Genomic DNA, 19,320 nt, shown 5'->3' with positions numbered 1-19,320 from the left:
AAGAGTGCGTAGAGTGGTGGCAACCTCTTTGATTGGAAAGTTTGATGATCCAAACCGTCACGGGCCCTATAGAAGCTGCGGATCTCGGCGTCACGCTTCCGCATGAGCACCTTTTCATCAATCTCATGCGTGAGTATCGAGGTGACGGTCTGCTCAACGACCCAGACCTGGTGGAGCATGAGTTGCGTCTATACAGTGATCTGGGCGGGCGTTCGATAGTCGATGTGACAAGCAGCGGCCTGGATCGCAACCCGCTTGCGCTGCTCGATGCATCGCGACGCACGGGCCTCAATGTTGTCATGGGATGCGGTTACTACAGGGATCCGTATCTTCCGAACGAGGATGTGGATACGACGACCGTCGAAGGACTGAGCGAACGGATCGTCAACGACCTCGACGTCGGTGTCGACGGAACAGGCATACGGGCGGGTGTTATCGGAGAGGTCGGCAGCGACAAGTGGTTTGTCAGCGCGCGGGAAGAAAGGTCTCTGCGCGCCGCTGGTCGAGCTCAATTGCGCACAGGTGCAGCGCTCACGACTCATTCGGGGCGTTGGCCGGTCGGGATGCCGCAGCTTGACATCCTCGTGGAAGAAGGCGTCGATCTCAGGCGTGTGATCGTTGGGCACTCCGACTCGGTGCCGGATACGGAGTACCATCTCGCTCTGGCGCGGCGCGGTGCATATGTTCAATTCGACATGCTCGGCATATACACCTCCGACTACGACCAAGAGAAGCGCATCCGGTATATCAAGAACTTGGTCGAATTTGGATTCGGGGATCATGTGCTGCTGTCCCATGACGTCTGCCTGAGGGGGATGCTTACTGTCAACGGGGGCGTCGGCTACGGTCACATACTCAGAGATTTCGTTCCGCGGATGCGTGCAGCCGACATCTCGGACGACCTGATCGAAAGAATGATGGTCACCAATCCTGCTCGGGCTCTCGAGCCACAATGACAACCCTCAAGGTCGGAAGCCACCGCAGTCTATGAGACTCTCATGCCCTTGAATTCGCTGCGGTGGAAGACAAGTGCTTCGGTTTCAGGCTCAGCACCGGAATCGGCACGGCTGCTGGTGTCGAGGATTTCGAGCAGCGCGACGGTGTGATCTCCTGCCTCGACCTCGTTGTAGATGCGCGTCCACAAGTAGGCAGGGCTGCCCGGGATAGTCAGGGCGCCATCAGCCGTGACCTCGGGGTCGATCCCAGCGAAGCGCGAAGCACGGTCCGTCGAAGCCAGCTGCCTGGCCAGGAGTGATTGATGGGTGCCGAGGAGGGAGACTCCCAATGCGGGTGCACTCCGCAGGAGGGGCCACGTACTCGAGCTGGTCTGGACTGCGACGCTGATCAGGGGAGGGTCGAGCGAGACTCCTGCTGTGACAGTCGAGGCGACGAGTCCGAGAGGAGTCCCGTCCACCTCCGCGCCGATGAGCGCAACACCCTGTGGGAAGTGCGAAAAGGTCTCGCGCAGAGCATCCGGTGACACGGCTGCGGCTCGTGCGCTCGTCGTCATGAACTTGCCTCCGGTGGAATGTAGTTGTTGAGGGGGTGAGGATGCTGAGATGTTCCGCTCAACAATGCCTCACTGACCTCAAATGATCATCACAGATATTGCCACCAAGTGCATCCCGATGTGACATCGGTGAGTCTTCGTGTGTCCCCATATGACGATCAAAGTCCAACAGTGACGTGGCGGCGACATGAACCGCCACAAGGTCCCTAGATTGCTCAACGAAACTCTGGCTCTGAAAAGGCAGCCTGACCACATAGATGAGGGAGAATCCCATGGCACAGTCCTCCTTAGCGGAGACGATCCCCCAGGCCCCACCTCGGCGGCTCTTGGACGGGAAGAAGAGAGTCCTCGCCTCAGCCTTCGCCGGCACCACCATCGAGTGGTACGACTTCTACCTCTACGGCACAGCGGCGGCACTGATCTTCGACGTCCAGTTCTTCCCCAGTGGCAGCGAGCTCGGCAGCAGCCTGGCCGCGTTCGCCAGCCTCGCGGTCGGATTCTTCGCCCGACCACTGGGCGGAATCATCGCCGGGCACCTCGGTGACCGCGTCGGACGCAAGGCGCTCCTTGTCGTCTCCCTGCTGTCCATGGGCATCGCCTCGACCCTCATCGGCCTGGTGCCGAACTTCGACTCCATCGGCTGGTGGGCCGCGGCCGCACTTGTCGTCCTCCGGATCGTGCAGGGACTGTCAGCCGGTGCCGAATGGGGCGGGTCCGCACTGCTCTCGGTCGAACACGCCCCACCCCGCAAGCGCGGACTGTTCGGCTCTTTCACACAGATCGGATCTGCCGCTGGCATGCTGCTGGCCACCAGCGCCTTCTTCGCCGTGCAGAACCTGCTCACACCCGAACAGTTCGAAGCCTTCGGATGGCGCATCCCCTTCCTCGCCTCGGCACTGCTCGTGGCACTGGGACTGTGGATCCGCCTCGGCGTCTCCGATGCACCGGAATTCCAAGAACTCAAGGCCTCGGGCAATGTCGCCAAGGCGCCACTGCGCGACGTGCTGACCAAGCATCCGCGCGTCCTCCTGGTGACAATCGGACTCCGCCTGGCGCAGAACAGCGTCTTCTACCTCATCACCGTCTACATGCTCAGCTACCTGGCCGAGAACCGCAACGACTCGACCGCCGGCGTCACTGCCGTCATGATCGCCTCGGCCATCGGTCTGTTCACCGGGCCTCTGTGGGGGTGGGTCTCTGACAAGGTCGGTCGCAGACGCGTGACCATCGGCGGCATCATCGGGGTGGGCGTATTCGGGTGGATCTTCTTCGCCTTCCTCGACGCCGGCCCACTGACCTTCCTACCCATCGTGGTGATCCTCGGCATGAACCTCGCCCACGACGCCATCTACGGTCCCCAGGCAGCCTGGTTCGCCGAGCAGTTCCCCATCGAGATCCGCTATTCAGGGGTGAACATGGGCTACCAGCTGGGCACTGTCATCGGCGGTGGCATCATGCCGATGGTCGCGGCGCTGCTCTACGTCGTCGGCGGCCACTCGCCCTGGCTGATCTGCGGCTACCTCACACTGCTGTGCCTGCTCTCGCTCATCGCGGCACTGGCGGCGAAGGACCCTGCCCGCGAGCTGGCGACCAGCAGCCCTGCCCACGACTGAGATCCATGACCTGACACTGAGGTCCGTTACCTGACATCTGCGACCTGACATCTGCCGCTCGACACCGACAAGGAAAGAGACACACGATGACGAAACCCATTATTCTCAACGCATTCGACATGATGACCCCGGTCCACCAGTCACCCGGACTGTGGCGCCACCCTGACTCCAGGGTCGACGAATTCACTCAGCTGTCCTTCTGGACGGATCTGGCTAAGACCCTCGAAGAAGGAGGATTCTCCTCCCTGTTCCTCGCCGACATCCTCGGCGTCTATGACGTCTACGGAGGCAATGCCGACGTGACGAACCGCGGGGGAGTCCAGTTCCCCCTCCTGGACCCACTCGTTGCAGTTCCCGCTATGGCCGCAGCGACGAAGACGCTGGGATTCGGCGTCACCGCCTCGGTGACCTACGAACAGCCTTACCTGCTGGCCCGGACCCTGACGACCCTTGATCACTTCACCAACGGGCGCGTGGCCTGGAACATCGTCACCAGCTACGTCGACTCAGCGGCACGCAACCTAGGACTCGAAGGGCAGATCCCACACGACGAGCGCTACGACCGGGCAGATGAGTACATGGACGTCATGTACAAGCTCTTCGAAGGCTCGATCACCCCCGAAGCACTGCGCGCCGACGCCGAGGCCAACGTGTTCGTCGACCCCGAACAGGTCCACGACATCAACCACGAGGGCAAGTTCTTCACCGTGCCCGGGCAGGCGCTCGCCGTGCCCGGGCCACAGGGAACACCGCTGCTGTTCCAGGCTGGTGCCTCCAAGCGCGGGCAGGAGTTCGCCCTCGACCACGCCGAGGCGATCTTCTTCTCCGGACCCACACCCCAGATCCTGCGCACCTGGGTCGACAAGGTTCGCGACGGACTCGAAGAACGTGGACGCGCCCGCGACAGCGTGAAGATCTTCGCGCTCGCCACCGTCATCGTCGACGACACCGACGAAGCAGCCGAAGCCAGGCTCGCCGACTACACACGCTACGTCGACACCGATTCCGCGCTCTCACTCTTCGGCGGCTGGACCGGCGTCGACCTCTCGGGCGCCAAGCCGGACGACCCGCTGGAATACGTCGCCACGGACGCGAACCAGTCCGCGCTCGCCTCCTTCACCACCATGGCCGGCGACAAGACCTGGACCATCCGCGATCTGGCGGAGTTCGTCGCCATCGGCGGACGCGGACCCGTCATCACCGGCTCGCCCGCGACGATCGCAGACGAGTTCGAACGTTGGATGTCCGAGGCCGACATCGACGGATTCAACATCGCCGCTGCCGTCCGCCCCGCCGACGCCGAGCGATTCACCAAGTACGTTTCGCCCGAACTGCGCCGCCGTGGTCTCCTGCCGGAACCGATCGAAGGTGCCACGGTCCGCGAACAGCTCACCGGACAGGGCCCCCGCCTGGCCGATGACCACAAAGGTGTAGGGTTCCGGTTGGGAGCCGACGCGCTCGTATGACTCGGTACATGTGATCTTGTGAGCCCGCCTGTGGGTGGGGCTCGCCTCTGCAGGAGTTCGCCCTGTATGGGGGCTCGCCTGTGCGGGAGCTCGCCCTCGTGGCCGGTGGATGAACTTCTCGTGATTGACCTGCGAGTTCATCTGCCGGCCACTTTTTGTGGATAATAGTCTGCGGCCATTTTCCGATCCGCCGATCACCTGAGGATCCCGCATGAGCGCAGCGACGCCACAGACTTCTGCCGAGTCCACCTCGGCACCCGTCTACAAACGCAAGGCGCTCTTCGCCGCAGCTGTCGGATACGGGCTCGACGGCTTCGACCTGCTCATCCTCAGCTTTGCCCTCGGCGGCATCATCGCAACCTTCGGACTCAGCGACGTCGAGGCAGGATCGCTGTCGACGATCACCCTCTTCGGTGCGGTCCTCGGCGGCATCATCTTCGGATCACTGGCCGACCGCTGCGGCCGTGTCCGGGTTCTGACCTGGACCGTTCTCATCTTTGCCGTGTTCACCGGGCTGAGCTCAATTGCTCAGGGATATTGGGACATGGCCGCCTACCGGTTCATCGCCGGCATCGGCATCGGCGGCGAGTTCGGCATCGGCATGGCATTGGCCGCCGAGGCGGTGCCGGCCAACCAGCGTGCCCGAGCCACCTCTTGGGTGGGAGTGGGATTCCAGATCGGCGTCTTCGCCGCCGCGATCGTCTCCGCTCCGGTCATCGCCCTGTGGGGTTGGCGGGCGCTGTTCGTCATCGGTCTCTTCCCCGCCATCTTCGCCTTCGTCATTCGCCGAGGTGTCGAGGAGCCCGACAAGTTCGTGCAGTCCCAGCGAGGCCGTGCAGCGGGGGAGTCGGGTGGCCCAAGCGAGTCGGAGGACTCAAGCGAGTCGGCAGGCGCACCGGACCTTCCGACCTTCGGTGCAAAGATCCGTGCGCTGGTCAAGGACAAGGGGACCGTGAAGATCTCCTTCGCCTTGATCGTCCTCTCGACGGTGCAGAACTTCGGATACTTCGGCATCATCGCCTGGCTGCCCAACTATCTGTCCGAGAAGATGGACCTCGGCGTGACGAAGGGATCGCTGTGGACGGCGGTGACAGTGATCGGAATGCTCGCGGGCATCCTCATCTTCGGTCAGGTCGCCGACCGGCTGGGCAGGCGTCCGGCGTTCTGGATCTTCCAGGCCGGCGCGATCGTCTCGATCCTCGTCTACAGCCAGATGACCGACCCGACCGCACTGCTCATCGGCGGCTTCTTCATGGGAGCCTTCGCCAACGGCATGCTCGGTGGTCATGGTGCCCTGCTGGCAGAGATGTACCCGACGCAGGTTCGGGCCACCGCACAGAACGTCATCTTCAACATCGGCCGTGCCCTGGGCGGACTCGCCCCCGTGGTCATCGCCCTGCTTGCCGACACCTTCGGATTCGCGTTCGCACTTGCGCTGCTGCCGACCATCTACATCATTCAGTTCCTCGCCATGTTCCTGCTGCCGGAGAAGCGCGGCATCGAACTGGAGTAGATGGACAGCGTCGAACCGAATCAGTGGGGATCCTGTCCGACAAGGTGCAGTCGGTGCCGGGCTCCCAACCCCGCGTCATTGTGGCCGCGCGTTCGACATTTCGCTGCATATCGCACGCCAGTCCACAACGACGCTCACTGGAGAGCTGGTTATGCGAGGTGGTGTTCGAGCAGCCTGGCGAATTGCTCCATGTTGGTCCTCCTGGACACTCTCAGAACCGTCCAGCCTTCGGCCGCCATTGCCGCGAGCCGACTGTTGTCTGTGGCGAACTGTTCGTCGGAGCTTCGGTGATGATCGCCTTCATACTCAATCGCCACCTTCTTGTTCGGATAACCGAGGTCCGGGTGGAGAACAGAATTCACGAGTGGGCAGGCGATGGCAGGATGGACAGCGGGCTCGGGGAAGCCATGACTGATCAGCCAAAGCCTCAGCCAAGTCTCACGTGGGGAGTCGACGTTTCCGCGCATCAGCTCGAGAGCCTTCTCTGCGGTGTGTCTGCCATAAATGCGATCGCGGGCAGCGACCTCTCGTCTCAGCGCGGAGATCGAGGTGAGGGGGCCTGCATGCCACCGACCGATGGCTGCGTCTCCGAGCGTGGTGAGTTCCTCGATCGTCAGGAGCGGGGCGAGTTCGAGGAACAGCTGCGGCACGGAGATGAGTGGCAGTTCGAAGAAATTCGAGGTTTTCAGCTCTTGGTAGCGATGGGACACGACGCCTTGTCGAGCCTTCGCTGTATTAGGCGATGTGACCACATGCAGACTGTGTTCGTCGATGCGGGACGGAAGTGGAAGTCCGTAGAGGCGAGCGGCGGTGACATTGCTTGCGGCGATTTCGGCGTCGAGCTGGAGCAGGGCCTGCAGATGCGTCTGTCTCAGCAGCCACTCGTGATCGGCCCACAGCGGGGCGAGGACAGAGGTTTCGGGGCGAGTGTCGATCCACACGCCGCGATAGAGCTGGACGTACCGGGAATCGGTTCTTAACCGATAGAGGCTGATTCCGAGGTCTGGAGCCTGGTGGCGGGTGAACGGCACGGGTGCAGTCAGGAACTGTACCGGACGGTTCCCCGCCAAGCGGAGCTGCTCCCAGCTCGCAGTGCTCGACTGCTTTCCTGGAACATGTTTGGTCTTCATGATCAACTACAGTGGCGCTCTTCGGCCGACGACGAAACAGAGACGAAAAGGCCTGTGGATGGCCTCGCGCCGTCCACAAGCCATTCGCACATGAGTGCTGGTTCTCGCCGAAGGTCTGTGCACACGAGTCGAGGGTGTCTTCGGCCCCGTCACCTCGGACTGAGCCCATCGGAAGCTGCCCGCTTCTCGGGAGGCATGCTCTTCAGTGTGGGCTGGCGTTCGAAATATCCCCAGTTTTCGCACGCGACTCCACTATGACGGAGATTGCCAACACGTCAGCTGCGGCCCGGCCGGCGGGGTGCAGTCGGCGTCCGTGACATATTGTGACGGCCGGGGGAGCGGGCGCGGCGTGCCCAGACCATACTGAGCGATTGTGAATAGTCCAGAACCGGCCGGCACTTCGGCGCACGCACCAGACAAGACCGACCCAGGCCCCACCTCGGCGGCGGAGGGCACAGCCAGCGGGACGAAGTCTCCGCGGATCATCCGCTGCGCCTCCGACATCCACTCGGTCCTCGCCGAATTCGGATCCCAGGGCACGAAGACCAAGGCGGTCATCATCCTCGCCCTCGGCGGGATCTTCATGGACGCCTACGACTTCTCGTCTCTGGCCTTCGGCATCACCGCGATCAAGGAGCAGTTCGGTCTTTCCGGCTTCATGACCGGGCTTGTCAACGCCTCGATCATGGTCGGCGCGGTCATCGGGGCGCTCTTCGGCGGATACCTCGTCGACCGCTTTGGGCGCTACAAACTGTTCATGGCCGATATGGTCTTCTTCGTCGTCGCCGCCATCGGCTGTGCCGTGGCTCCCAACGAATGGGTTCTCATCTTCTTCCGCTTCATCATGGGCATCGGCGTCGGCCTCGACCTGCCTGTGGCAATGGCCTTCCTCGCCGAGTTCTCCAAGCTCAAGGGCAAGGGCAACCGTTCCCAACGCGTCAACGCGTGGTCACCTGCCTGGTACATCGCAACAGGGATCGGCTACCTCGTCGTCCTCATCATCTTCGTCAGCCTGCCCTATGACCAACACGCCATCCTGTGGCGCCTCGTCGTCGGCTTCGGCGCCGTTCCCGCGCTCGTCGTCCTCCTCGTCCGTCGTCGCTACCTTGCGGAATCGCCTGAATGGCTGGCCAACCAGGGCGATCTGCGCGCGGCCGTCGACGTCATGCGCTCACACCACAACCTCGATGTCAGGCTCGCAGTCGATGCGGGCGGCACGCGGGCGACCGCGGAATATGACGCCAGTCGCGCCAAGCAGGAGACGACGAACCTTGCCGGGCAGGAGACGACGAACCTTGCCGGGCAGACCGGAGGTTCGGAAGCCGCCGGGCCAAGCGCTCAGTCCCTCCAGACCCCCAAGCGCGGCGGCAAGTGGAGCGGGTTCGCAGAACTCTTCGCTCCGCAGTACCGCGTACGCACGATCGTCGCCCTCTGCGTGTCCGTGTTCTCCACCTTCGGCTACAACGCCGTCGCCTACGGCACCCCGCTGATCATCACGACGCTGTTCCACCAGACGCCGCTGGTCACCATCCTCGCATCACTCGTCATCAACCTCGGCTTCGGTGCCATCGGCGGGCTGTTGGGTATGAGCATCGTCAACCGGTTCGGCACCCGCCGAATCACCCTCGTCGGCTTCGTGATCCAGGCGGCGGCACTGGCCCTGCTGGCCATCGTCGGCATCCCGACCGGTGCCCTCGTCCTCGTCTCCGTGGCCATGCTCGCGGCCTTCGTCTTTGCGCAGGCAGGCGGACCAGGGGCCAACCTGATGAACTACGCCACCCTGTCGTATCCGACGAGGCTGCGCGGAATCGGCATCGGCTTCAACCAGTCCGTGCTGCGTGCGTTCTCGATCGTCTCCCTCATCATGTTCCCGATCCTGGCCGGTTCCATGGGGACCGGGGTCTTTTGGATCGTCGCCTGCGCACCGCTGGCCGGCGCCATCGCCGTCGGCATCGTCAAATGGGACCCGACGGCCAAGGACGTGGAAGAAGAAAATGGTATGCCAAATATGTGACGGCTGGATTGTTGCGATTGAGCTTGTGACCAGCCGTTGAGCCGCCCGCACGATCGCTGTAGTTGTGCGTGCGGGCGGTCCGATTCCCATTGTGTCGTTGCGCACAGTCTGTGACTGGGGTTACGCTGAGTTCGACAGAACTCGCCGTCACAGCGTTGTGGTCTCCCATTTGGTATCCCAGCTCTGTGCCCTTCAGATTTGAGTGACACCCATGTCAAAGACCGAGGCCACGCAGGACTCCGCACCGAAGTGGATGGGGCCGAGCCCCGAGCAGTTGGCGGCCCATCGCATCAGCCCGCGGTTCTACAACTCGGATCTGGCGCCCAGTCGCAAAGAAGGGCGCAGTTGGACCGCCTACAGTGTCTTCACCCTCTGGGCCAATGACGTTCACTCACTGGGCAACTACGGGTTCGCACTCGGACTCTTCGCCCTCGGCCTTGGAGCCTGGCAGATCCTCGTCGCGCTGCTCGTCGGCGCCGCTCTGCTCTTCTTCCTGCTCACACTCTCAGGCTTCATGGGCCACAAGACAGGAGTGCCCTACCCGGTGATGAGTCGCATCGCCTTCGGCATCCACGGTGCGCAGCTGGCGGCCTCAGTCCGTGGCATCGTCGCCATCGCCTGGTTCGGCATCCAGACCTATCTGGCCTCGAGCGTCCTCAACGTCCTGCTGATCACCCTCATGCCAGGCCTCCAGTCGTGGGCCGACACCGAGTTCCTCGGGCTCTCCGGGCTGGGCTGGTTCTCGTTCACCCTGCTCTGGATCGTCCAGGTCGTAATCGTCAGCTACGGCATGGAGATGATCCGAAAATACGAGGCGATCGCCGGACCGATCATTCTCGTCACCTTCGTCTCACTGGCCATCTGGATGCTCTCCCGCGTCGACTTCTCCATCTCCTGGGCCAGAGAGGACGCCCTGTCCGGTTGGCCGATGTGGATGCACATCCTCGGCGGCGGGTCCCTGTGGGTCGCGATCTACGGCACCTTCGTCCTCAACTTCTCCGACTTCACCCGCGCCGCGAAGAAGAAGGGTTCGATCGTCGTCGGCAACTTCTGGGGCATCCCGATCAACATGCTCGTCTTCGGCCTCGTTGTGATCTCCCTGGCCGGAGCTCAGTACAAGATCGACGGCACGGTCATCACCTCACCGGCCGACATCGTGCAGACCATCGGCAATCCGCTCCTGTTGGCGCTGGCCTCCCTGGCGCTGCTGATCCTCACGGTCGCGGTCAACCTCATGGCGAACTTCGTCGCCCCGACCTACGCGCTGACGAATATGTTCCCGCGTCAGCTCAACTTCCGCAGTGCGGCAATCATCAGCGCGGTCATCGGCTTCGTCATCCTGCCGTGGAACCTCTACGACTCACCCGTCGTCATCGTGTACTTCCTGGGCGGGCTCGGCGCGCTGCTGGGGCCCCTGTTCGGCGTCATCATGGTCGACTACTGGGTGATCCGGAAGACGAAGGTCAACGTTCCCCAGCTCTACACCGAGGCCGGCGACGGCGAGTACTTCTATCACCGCGGAGTCAACTGGCGCGCCATCGGCGCATTCATCCCGGCTTCCCTCATCTCCCTCGTCTTCGCCCTGGTTCCCGCGTTCGCAGGGCTCTCCGAGTTCTCTTGGTTCAGCGGGGCAGGCATCGCGGCCATCATCTACTTCATCATTGCCCGCCGGAACTTCACCTTCCGCGAGGTCGACGGCGAAGAGATCGCCGTCCCCACCACACACTGATTGAGAGCTCATCGTGAAAATCCTCGTCGTCAACGTGAATACAACCGAGTCGATGACCGAGTCCATCGCCCGTGCGGCACAGGAGGTCGCTTCGGCGGACACCGAGATCATTGCGCTGACCCCCAGCTTCGGAGCCGAGTCCTGCGAAGGCAATGTCGAGAGCTATCTTGCAGCGTTGGGGGTCATGGATGCGGTGATGAAATATGAGGGGGACTTCGACGCCGTCATCCAGGCGGGCTACGGCGAGCATGGGCGCGAAGGACTCCAGGAGCTCATCGACGTTCCCGTCATCGACATCACGGAGGCAGGGGCGGCCCTGGCGATGTTCCTCGGCCACAGGTATGCGGTCGTCACGACGCTTGATCGCACGGTTCCCCTCATCGAGGACCGGCTCCTTTTGGCGGGACTCAACACGCACTGCACTTCGGTGAGGGCCTCCGGGATGGCTGTGCTGGAGCTGGAGAATCAGTCCGAGCGTGCCGTGGAGGCGATCGCTGATCAAGCCGCCGAGGCGGTTGAACGCGATCGTGCAGAGGCCATCGTCCTCGGGTGCGGGGGAATGGCAGACCTCAAGCGAGTCATCGTCGAACGCTGCGATGTCCCCGTCGTCGACGGAGTCACCGCCGCAGTGAAACTGGCCGAATCACTGGTGGGCCTGGGACTGAAGACCTCGAAGGTCCGTACCTACGCGCCGGCCCGTCCTAAGCAGCTGAGCGGGTGGCCCTTCAGCGCCGCGTGAGGTCACTCCTCGTCTGAGACTGTGCCTTCGTGTGACTTCGCTTCCCCGTCTGACTCTGCTCCCTCGTCGACGGCCCGGGCGAGGCGTTCCTTGTGCTTGTCATGCTGGTCCTGGCTCGTTCCGAGGTGCCGGGCGGCCAGATCTCTGACCTTCGCCTGATCGCGATGGGCGATCGCGTCGTAGAGCTGAGCGTGCTCCGTGGCGACGAAATCGAGGTCGTCGTGCTGACTCAGCTGCCAGCGCATACGCGAGTCGAGGAGCTCACCGATCTCGGCCAGCAGCCGGTTGCCGGAGAGTTCGGTGACGATGGCATGGAAGTCCGCCGCCGAGCGGTGGGCGCCGACGACGTCACCGGCCTTCGACAGTTCCTTGCCCTTGGCCATGGTGTCCTCGAGCTTGGCCAGGCCCTCACGATTGTGTCGCTGCGCGGCGAGCTCGAAGGACAGGATGTCGAAGACGGTCCGCACTTCGTTGAGGTCGGCGATGTCACTGGGGGAGAACTCGCGCACCGTCGACCAGGTGTTGGGCCGATTCGCCACCAATCCCTCGGCGGCGAGCTGTTTGAGAGCTTCGCGGATCGGCACACGACTGACCCCGAGCTCTGTGGCCAGGTTCCGCTCGACCAGTCTGCTGCCGGGCAGCCTGACGCCGTCGATGATCTCGTTGCGCAGCACTTCGGTGACCCGCACGGTCTCAGAGCGAGGGCCATCGCTGCGCGGACTGTCATTGTTCTTCACCAGGTCATTCTCCCACCAGTGTTCTGCGCAGCGTCAGCGCTTCATGGCTCGTCCGAGGGCATCGAGGCCGACCGATCCCAGGTTCAGCGCCTTGGTGTGGAAGGCCTTGAGGTCGAAGTCGGCTCCGGCTTCGGCCTTGGCCTCGTCGCGGAACTGCTCCCACAGTCGCTGCCCGATCTTGTAGCTCGGTGCCTGTCCCGGCCAGCCGAGGTAGCGGTCGAGTTCGAAGGCGAGGAAAGAGCGGTCCATCGCGACGTTGTCGGTGAGGAACTGCCAGGCCTTCTCCCGGTCCCAGGTCCCTCCGCCGAGGCTCTCGGGCGCGTCGAGTCCCAGGTGGAAGCCGATGTCGAGGACCACGCGGGCCGCGCGCAGACGCTGAGAGTCGAGCATGCCCAGGTAGTCTGCCGGGTCGTCGAGGAAGCCGAGGTCGGCCATGAGCTTCTCCGCGTAGAGGGCCCAACCCTCACCGTGCCCGGAGACCCAGCACATGAGTCGGCGCCAGCGGTTGAGGGTGTCAGAGACATAGGTGGCCTGGCCGACCTGCAGGTGATGGCCGGGCACACCCTCGTGATAGACGGTGGTCTTCTCCTGCCAGGTGGCGAACTCGGTGACGCCTTCGGGCACCGACCACCACATGCGGCCCGGGCGGGAGAAGTCGTCGGTGGGTCCGGTGTAGTAGATGCCGCCGGTGGCCGAGGGCGCGATCATGCATTCGATCGTGCGCACGGGGTCGGGAATGTCGAAGTGGGACTTCCCGAGTTCCGCGATCGCCTCGTCGGCGACCTTCTGCATCCACTCACGCAGCCCCTCGGCTCCGTCCAGGGTCTGCTCGGGGTCTTTGTTCAGCGTCTCCATGACCTCGAACAGGTCGGCACCGGGCTGGATTCTCGCCGCGACCTCGCGCTGCTCGGCATCGATGCGGGCCAATTCCTCAAGACCCCACGCATAGGTCTCATCGAAGTCGACTTCGGCACCGAGGAAGTCACGGGAGTGCAGGGCGTAGGCCTCGCGACCGCAGGCCTCCTTCTCCGGGGCCGCCGGGAGGAGTTCGGCAGCCAGGAAATCGGCGAGGTGGGAAAAGGAATTACGGGCAGCCTCGGCGTGGGTGCTCAGCTGTTCGCGCAGCGACGACGGGACGTCGGTGGCGCCGGCGATGAGCTGGTCGAAGTTGCTGCCCGGTTCGGCCAGAGTGCGGGCCTGTTCGATGACCTTCTCGATCTGGATCCGGGCCGCGACCTGACCGCGGCTCTTGGCCAGAGCCAAGGACTCCTGATAGCCGGCCACGGAGGTCGGGACGGCTTCCATCGTTGTGGCGATGGTCTCCCAGCCCTCTGTGGTGTCGGTGGGCATGAGGTCGAAGGCATCGCGGATGGACTGCAGGGGAGACTCGATGACGTTGAGGCTCGAATGCTTGAGCCCGGCCTCGAAATAGTCGCGATCAATACTCAGACGGTCACGCATCGCATCGATGGTCACGAGGTCGACGTCGTCGAGTTCGGCCGTTTTCTCAACCTCGGCGAGCTTGGCCAGTGTCTCGACGGTGAGATCGTTGGCGGCAGCCAGACCGGCGGGGGAGAAGTCATCGAAGCCCTGAGCGCCCTCGATGCCGAGGTAGAGGGCGAGAGAAGGGGAGAGCGCAAGTGATCTGTCGACAAATTCTTCAGCAACGGCGTCAACGGCCGAAGGGGTTCTCTTCTGTGTCATGATTCTCACCCTATATGACTGAGAACACAGCAATCAGACGACTAGAGCAAGATCACCCTGGGATGGGCCGCCGGCAACGGGAGCCACCGGATAGCATGGATTGGTTCCCAGCCCGATCTCAGAGATTGACCGATCTCAGAGATTTACCGATTTCAGCGATCAGCCGATCACAGCCGATCAGCACTGACCGCAGAGCGCCGATCTCAACGGGCAGCCTGGGGACTGAGCGCATCATTCGACAGGAAGAGAGACTGATCTTCAGTGGCACGGGCACAGCTATGGACCAAGGACTTCGTCGTCGGCATCGGTCTGAACCTGGCGATGTCGATGGTGTTCTACCTCCTCATGACGTCCATGGCAGGCTACGCCGTCGCCAGATTTTCCGCAGGTGAGGCAGCCGCCGGCTTCGCGTCCTCCTCCTTCGTCGTGGGTGCCGTCGTCGCGCGTGTGCTGACCGGAAAGTACCTCGACTTCATCGGTCGACGGAAACTGCTCATCATCACGATGGCGATCTCGATCCTCGCCTCCGTGGCCTATATCTTCGCCGACACCTTGGTCTGGCTCCTCGCTATCCGCATCATCCACGGCATCGCCTTCGGAGCCGGCAACACCGCCATCATGACCGCGATCCAAAGCGTGATCCCTGCCTCTCGCCGAGGTGAGGGCACCGGCTACTTCGGCACCGCCACTACGCTGTCGACGGCTCTGGGACCCTATCTGGGAGTCATCCTCCCGCGCGCCTACGACTTCCCGATGCTCTTCGCTGCCTCGGCATTCATGTCGCTCGTCGCCTTCATCCTCTGCGTCGTCATCAAGCTGCCCCAGCAGGAGCTCAGCGAGGAGCAGCGTCGATCCAAGTGGCATCTGAAGGTCAGTACGCTCGTTGACCGCGATGGTCTGCGCATCGGTTCGATCATGCTCATCGCCGGCACAGCCTACGCCGCGGCTCTGGTGTTCCTCGCCGGGTACGCGGAGGACAACGGAGTCGCGAGCGCGGCTTCTCTGTTCTTCGTCGCCTTCGCCGTGGCGTCACTGATCGCACGACTGTTCGTCGGTCGCCTGCAGGACACCATCGGCGACAACTTCGTCATCTATCCCGTCTTCGTCTTCAACCTCGTGGGCAACGTTCTGCTGGCGATGTGGCCGACCATGACCGGGATCATCCTCGCCGGCGTCTTCGTCGGCCTGGGTTTCGGCTCGCTCATGCCGTGCATGCAGGCGATCACAGTGAAATCCGTACCGATGTCGAGGGTGCCGGTGGCCACGGCCTCGTTCTTCCTCCTCCTCGACGCCGGATCGGGTATCGGGCCGATCATCCTCGGTGCCATCATGCCGCTCACCGGCGGCAACGGCATGTTCATGCTGTGTGCGGGATTCGTGGCTCTCGGGATGATCGTGTACTACTTCGTCCACGGCCGTCGCCGAGGTGGCCGTCCCGGTCGCGAATACCTGCACTGAGGACCCTGCCGGCTGGATGGAGGGAACCGTTGGCGATGGAGGACTCCGTTGGCCGGACGGAGGTCACTGGTTTCTCCGCGCGTGCGGTCGCGATAGTCTGAATGCACCGTTGACACTCCCGGATCGCAAGGACTGGCCATGAAATTCGCACTCGCGCAGATCAACTCCACCACCACAGTTGCGGACAACCTCGACAAGGTCCGGGACTACACGAACAGGGCCGCCGAGGCGGGAGCCGAGTTCGTCGTCTTCCCCGAGGCCACGATGTCCGCCTTCGGCCCAGGCCTTCGCGATGTTGCCGATGCGAACACCGAGTCCTGGCGGACGGCGATGGCTGAGCTGGCGACAGAGGCCGGAATCACCGTGATCGTCGGAGAGTTCGCGACCTCAGGCGAAAAGGTGATCAACCTGCTTGCCGTCTACCCGCCGCGGGGTGAGCGCCGGGACTATGCGAAGATCCACCTCTACGATGCCTTCGGCTTCAAGGAATCCGACACAGTCGTCCCCGGTGAGGACCCGGTCGTCATCGACCTCGCTGGTGAGAGCGTCGGACTGACCCTGTGCTACGACATCCGCTTCCCGAAGCTGTACGCAGAGATCAGCCGTCGTGGTGCCAAACTGGCCATCGTCTCCGCATCCTGGGGCGCGGGGAAGGGCAAGGTCGAACAATGGGAGACTCTGGCTCGTGCCCGGTCACTGGACTCCAATATGTTCGTTGCCGCCATCGGCCAAGCCGACCCCGAAGTCAGCGGTGTGGAGGTGCCGAAGAAGGGACCGACCGGCGTCGGCCACAGCCTCGTCTCCGATCCCTTCGGCCACGTCATCTCCTCACTCGAGGGTGAAGAGGCCCTGGACGTCGTCGAAGTGGACCTCGCCGTAGCCGACAAGGCCGCCGAAGCGATTCCGGTGCTGACGAACGCCAAGCTCGGGTACTGAGTTCCTGCGGTGGGCTCGGGGCGCTGACGAACCGATTGAAGACCGGGAGTCGGCTGGGACTGTGCCTTAAAACACAATAGTTGCACTTGAGGCAAAAATACACTGGGTGCAATAATGTGGTTATGCATTCCACACCATCTGGCGAGCCTGCCGACACCACCGGCCATGTCGACCAGCCCGAGGGACTGCGCGAGCGGAAGAAGCGCGAGCGTGGTCAGGCTCTGCGTCAGGCAGCCCTCGAACTGGCACTCGAGAACGGGTATGCCAACGTCACCATCGAAGACATCTGCGAACGCTGCGGGGTCTCCCGGCGCACCTTCTTCAACTACTTCTCAAGCAAAGAAGAAGCTCTGCTGGGCCGTGCCGACACCGTCTTCGACGATGAGGACCAGCCCGACATCGAGGCCTTCGAAGCCGGCGGCCCGAGCGGGCGACTCCTGGCCGACCTCCAGCACCTGCTGGCCTCGGTCGTGCGGACACGTCTGAATAGGCGCGAAGAGATGCACCAATACCACCAGCTGCTGAAGCAGGACCCCTCGCTCATGCAGGTTCAGATGTCTCGCATGGGCAACAACGAGCGCCTGTTTCGCGAGATGATCCAACGTCGCCTCGATGGTGGGACGACGACCTCGGGAGCCCCTGCGACCGACGAGAACTCGGTGGACATCTCGGCGACGAAGGCCTCTTCCGATGATTCCGGCTCAGGTCACTGTCATGACGACGACGGGGGCTCGGTTTCCATCCGCGCCGAGGCCCTCGCTGCTTTGGCGATGATGTCGATCAAAGCGACGTTCATGCGTCTGCGGAAGGTCGAGGGCGACCCGGCCCCGGTCATCGAAGAACTGTTTGACGAACTACGAGACATCTTTGAGGAGGAATCGGCATGAGTTCAGCAACCGAAACTGCGGAGAAGGCTCCGATCGTCTTGACCAAGAAGACGATCGTCCTGATCTTCTCCGCGCTCATGGCCGCCATGTTCCTGGCGACCCTGGACCAGACGATCGTGTCGACGGCAATGCCGACGATCGTGGGTGAACTCGACGGTGTCGAGCATCAGGCCTGGCTGGTGACCATCTACCTGCTGGCGATGACCATCGTTATGCCGCTGTATGGAAAATTCGGCGACATGTGGGGCAGGAAGATCATCTTCCTCGTCGCGATCGCGATCTTCGTCGTCGGCTCATTCGGGTCCGGTATGGCCCAGAACTTCTGGGAGCTCATCGCCTGGCGCGGCTTCCAGGGACTGGGCGGCGGCGGTCTGATGATCCTGTCGCAGGCCATCATCGCCGACATCATTCCCGCCAGCGAACGTGGCAAGTACATGGGCCCCCTCGGCGGCCTGTTTGCGATCTCGAGCGTGCTCGGTCCGGTCCTGGGCGGATTCTTCACCCAGCACATGGACTGGCGCTGGTGCTTCTGGATCAACGTCCCGATCGGCATCATCGCATTCTTCATCGCGCTCTTCGCCCTCAAGCTGCCGAGTCACAAGTCGGACAAGAAGGTCGACGTCCTGGGCATCATCTTCATGGTGGCAGCGACCTCGCAGCTGATCCTCGTCACCAGCTGGGGCGGTCACGACTATGACTGGAACTCGCCGACCATCATCTCCCTGATCATCGGCACCGTGGTGTCCGCTGCCATCTTCGTCTACGTCGAGTCCAAGGTCAGCAACCCGATCATCCCGATCTTCCTGTTCAAGAACAAGACCTTCGTCCTCTCGACAGTCATCGGCCTGCTGCTGGGCCTGGGCATGTTCTCCGCAATGGCGTTCCTGCCCACCTTCATGCAGATGGCATCCGGGACAGACGTGACAGGATCCGGCCTGCTCATGCTGCCGATGATGGCCGGCGTCATGCTGACCTCCATCGTCTCCGGCTTCATCGTGTCGAAGACCGGCAAGTACAAGATCTACCCGCTCTTCGGCACCCTCATCGCCGGCCTTGCTTTGGCCTGGATGACCACGTTGACGGCCGATACCTCGATGGTGCTCATCGGATGCATGATCTTCACCATGGGCTTCGGCCTGGGCCTGGTCATGCAGATCATCGTCCTCGTCATTCAGAACTCCGTGGCCCCGGAGCTGGTGGGCACCGCGACCTCGACGAACAACTACTTCCGCGAGATCGGTGCCTCGGTGGGCACGGCACTGTTCGGGTCGATATTCACCTCCCGGCTGGCAGACAAGGTCGGCGAAGCGATGTCGCAGGCACCCGGCGGTGGTGCAGGGACGGGTGGTGCCGGGGCTGGCGCTCCGACCACCGACTCGCTGACACCGGAGTCTGTGGCCTCGCTGCCCGGACCCATCCACGACCTCGTCGTCAACGCCTACGCGGATGCATTGGCACCCTCGTTCTGGTACATGGTGCCGGTGTTCCTCGTCGCCTTCGTCCTCGCCTGGTTCCTGCCGCAGCTCAAGCTCTCCGACGTCGCCGGAATGGTGGCCCGCGGTGAAGCTGTCTACGGTGACGATATGGGCGGTCCGACACGAGGCGTGACGAGCGTGTCGGGTGACTCGGCAACCGGTTCGGGTGACTCGTCGGCCGGTTCGTCGACGGCCGACGGGCGCAGTCCTCAGCGTCTGAGCACGGTCACCGTCGAGGACGGATACGCACCTCATCCTGGAGTCGATACAGGAACCATCCACCAGGTGGGAGCCAACCATGAGGTGGGTACCAATCACCAGGTGGAGCCCGGAGCCGACCCGGCGAAGGACCAATACCGGCTGAGATGAGCTGACGCCCGGTGTCACCGACCCGCCGGTGGCATCGAGG

15 protein-coding genes are annotated in these 19,320 nt (G+C 63.0%); 11 read left to right on the top strand and 4 right to left on the bottom strand.

What is annotated here, in order from left to right:
- The first annotated feature begins 44 nt into the window (after positions 1–44).
- On the top strand, positions 45–956 hold the full coding sequence (locus HX613_RS19990) for a phosphotriesterase family protein (RefSeq protein ID WP_235346932.1): 912 nt from the start codon (positions 45–47) through the stop codon (positions 954–956).
- Between the two features lie 29 nt (positions 957–985).
- Here HX613_RS19990 and HX613_RS19985 read toward each other — a convergent pair whose 3' ends face one another.
- Complete coding sequence (locus HX613_RS19985) at positions 986–1,510, bottom strand: flavin reductase family protein (RefSeq protein WP_235346931.1); 525 nt, start codon at positions 1,508–1,510, stop codon at positions 986–988.
- Positions 1,511–1,782: 272 nt separating this feature from the next.
- Between HX613_RS19985 and HX613_RS19980 the strand changes: the two genes are divergently transcribed.
- From HX613_RS19980 to HX613_RS19970, 3 genes are all read left to right on the top strand, one after another.
- A complete protein-coding gene (locus HX613_RS19980; RefSeq protein WP_235346930.1) occupies positions 1,783–3,123 on the top strand; it encodes an MFS transporter in 1,341 nt (446 codons plus the stop codon).
- 86 nt (positions 3,124–3,209) lie between these two features.
- Entirely contained in the window at positions 3,210–4,589 is a 1,380-nt protein-coding gene (locus HX613_RS19975; RefSeq protein WP_235346929.1) for an LLM class flavin-dependent oxidoreductase, read from the top strand.
- A 211-nt stretch (positions 4,590–4,800) separates the two neighbouring features.
- Positions 4,801–6,102 (top strand): MFS transporter, encoded by a 1,302-nt coding sequence (locus tag HX613_RS19970; RefSeq protein ID WP_235346928.1) that lies wholly within the window; start codon positions 4,801–4,803, stop codon positions 6,100–6,102.
- Between the two features lie 149 nt (positions 6,103–6,251).
- Here the strand turns inward: HX613_RS19970 and HX613_RS19965 are convergent, their stop codons facing one another.
- Positions 6,252–7,232 (bottom strand): hypothetical protein, encoded by a 981-nt coding sequence (locus HX613_RS19965; RefSeq protein WP_235346927.1) that lies wholly within the window; start codon positions 7,230–7,232, stop codon positions 6,252–6,254.
- Positions 7,233–7,605: 373 nt separating this feature from the next.
- Here HX613_RS19965 and HX613_RS19960 point away from each other — a divergent pair, with 373 nt between their 5' ends.
- The 3 genes from HX613_RS19960 (at position 7,606) to HX613_RS19950 (ending at position 11,714) form a co-directional block, all read left to right on the top strand.
- Complete coding sequence (locus HX613_RS19960) at positions 7,606–9,246, top strand: MFS transporter (RefSeq protein WP_235346926.1); 1,641 nt, start codon at positions 7,606–7,608, stop codon at positions 9,244–9,246.
- A gap of 211 nt (positions 9,247–9,457) precedes the next feature.
- Complete coding sequence (locus HX613_RS19955) at positions 9,458–10,975, top strand: NCS1 family nucleobase:cation symporter-1 (protein ID WP_442862622.1); 1,518 nt, start codon at positions 9,458–9,460, stop codon at positions 10,973–10,975.
- A gap of 13 nt (positions 10,976–10,988) precedes the next feature.
- A complete protein-coding gene (locus HX613_RS19950; RefSeq protein WP_235346925.1) occupies positions 10,989–11,714 on the top strand; it encodes an aspartate/glutamate racemase family protein in 726 nt (241 codons plus the stop codon).
- 2 nt (positions 11,715–11,716) lie between these two features.
- On the opposite strand, the gene HX613_RS19945 is transcribed toward HX613_RS19950, so the two are convergent.
- A complete protein-coding gene (locus HX613_RS19945; protein WP_235346924.1) occupies positions 11,717–12,451 on the bottom strand; it encodes a GntR family transcriptional regulator in 735 nt (244 codons plus the stop codon).
- A gap of 33 nt (positions 12,452–12,484) precedes the next feature.
- Positions 12,485–14,155: a DUF885 domain-containing protein gene (locus tag HX613_RS19940; protein WP_235346923.1), complete on the bottom strand. Its 1,671-nt coding sequence runs from the start codon at positions 14,153–14,155 to the stop codon at positions 12,485–12,487.
- 261 nt (positions 14,156–14,416) lie between these two features.
- On the opposite strand from HX613_RS19940, the gene HX613_RS19935 reads away from it, so the two are divergent.
- From HX613_RS19935 to HX613_RS19920, 4 genes are all read left to right on the top strand, one after another.
- Positions 14,417–15,613, top strand: a complete 1,197-nt coding sequence (locus HX613_RS19935; RefSeq protein ID WP_235346922.1) for an MFS transporter — start codon at positions 14,417–14,419, stop codon at positions 15,611–15,613.
- Positions 15,614–15,751: 138 nt separating this feature from the next.
- Positions 15,752–16,549 (top strand): carbon-nitrogen hydrolase family protein, encoded by a 798-nt coding sequence (locus HX613_RS19930; RefSeq protein ID WP_235346921.1) that lies wholly within the window; start codon positions 15,752–15,754, stop codon positions 16,547–16,549.
- A 122-nt stretch (positions 16,550–16,671) separates the two neighbouring features.
- Complete coding sequence (locus tag HX613_RS19925) at positions 16,672–17,436, top strand: TetR/AcrR family transcriptional regulator (RefSeq protein ID WP_235346920.1); 765 nt, start codon at positions 16,672–16,674, stop codon at positions 17,434–17,436.
- Positions 17,433–19,280: an MDR family MFS transporter gene (locus HX613_RS19920; protein ID WP_235346919.1), complete on the top strand. Its 1,848-nt coding sequence runs from the start codon at positions 17,433–17,435 to the stop codon at positions 19,278–19,280. Before HX613_RS19925 ends, HX613_RS19920 begins: the two co-directional genes overlap by 4 nt.
- Positions 19,281–19,320 lie beyond the last annotated feature (40 nt).

The organism is Brevibacterium sp. UCMA 11754 (assembly GCF_021532275.1).
Taxonomy (GTDB): Bacteria; Actinomycetota; Actinomycetes; order Actinomycetales; family Brevibacteriaceae; genus Brevibacterium.
This window is presented reverse-complemented; position numbering and strand designations above follow the sequence as displayed.

Excerpts from the sequence above, each read along its gene's own strand:
- HX613_RS19980 (WP_235346930.1), top strand. The coding sequence starts at position 1,783 with ATGGCACAGTCCTCCTTAGCGGAGACGATCCCCCAGGCCCCACCTCGG.
- HX613_RS19990 (WP_235346932.1), top strand. The coding sequence starts at position 45 with ATGATCCAAACCGTCACGGGCCCTATAGAAGCTGCGGATCTCGGCGTC.
- HX613_RS19920 (WP_235346919.1), top strand. The coding sequence starts at position 17,433 with ATGAGTTCAGCAACCGAAACTGCGGAGAAGGCTCCGATCGTCTTGACC.
- HX613_RS19955 (WP_442862622.1), top strand. The coding sequence starts at position 9,458 with ATGTCAAAGACCGAGGCCACGCAGGACTCCGCACCGAAGTGGATGGGG.
- HX613_RS19975 (WP_235346929.1), top strand. The coding sequence starts at position 3,210 with ATGACGAAACCCATTATTCTCAACGCATTCGACATGATGACCCCGGTC.
- HX613_RS19985 (WP_235346931.1), bottom strand. The coding sequence starts at position 1,510 with ATGACGACGAGCGCACGAGCCGCAGCCGTGTCACCGGATGCTCTGCGC.
- HX613_RS19940 (WP_235346923.1), bottom strand. The coding sequence starts at position 14,155 with ATGACACAGAAGAGAACCCCTTCGGCCGTTGACGCCGTTGCTGAAGAA.
- HX613_RS19965 (WP_235346927.1), bottom strand. The coding sequence starts at position 7,232 with ATGAAGACCAAACATGTTCCAGGAAAGCAGTCGAGCACTGCGAGCTGG.
- HX613_RS19930 (WP_235346921.1), top strand. The coding sequence starts at position 15,752 with ATGAAATTCGCACTCGCGCAGATCAACTCCACCACCACAGTTGCGGAC.
- HX613_RS19970 (WP_235346928.1), top strand. The coding sequence starts at position 4,801 with ATGAGCGCAGCGACGCCACAGACTTCTGCCGAGTCCACCTCGGCACCC.
- HX613_RS19925 (WP_235346920.1), top strand. The coding sequence starts at position 16,672 with ATGCATTCCACACCATCTGGCGAGCCTGCCGACACCACCGGCCATGTC.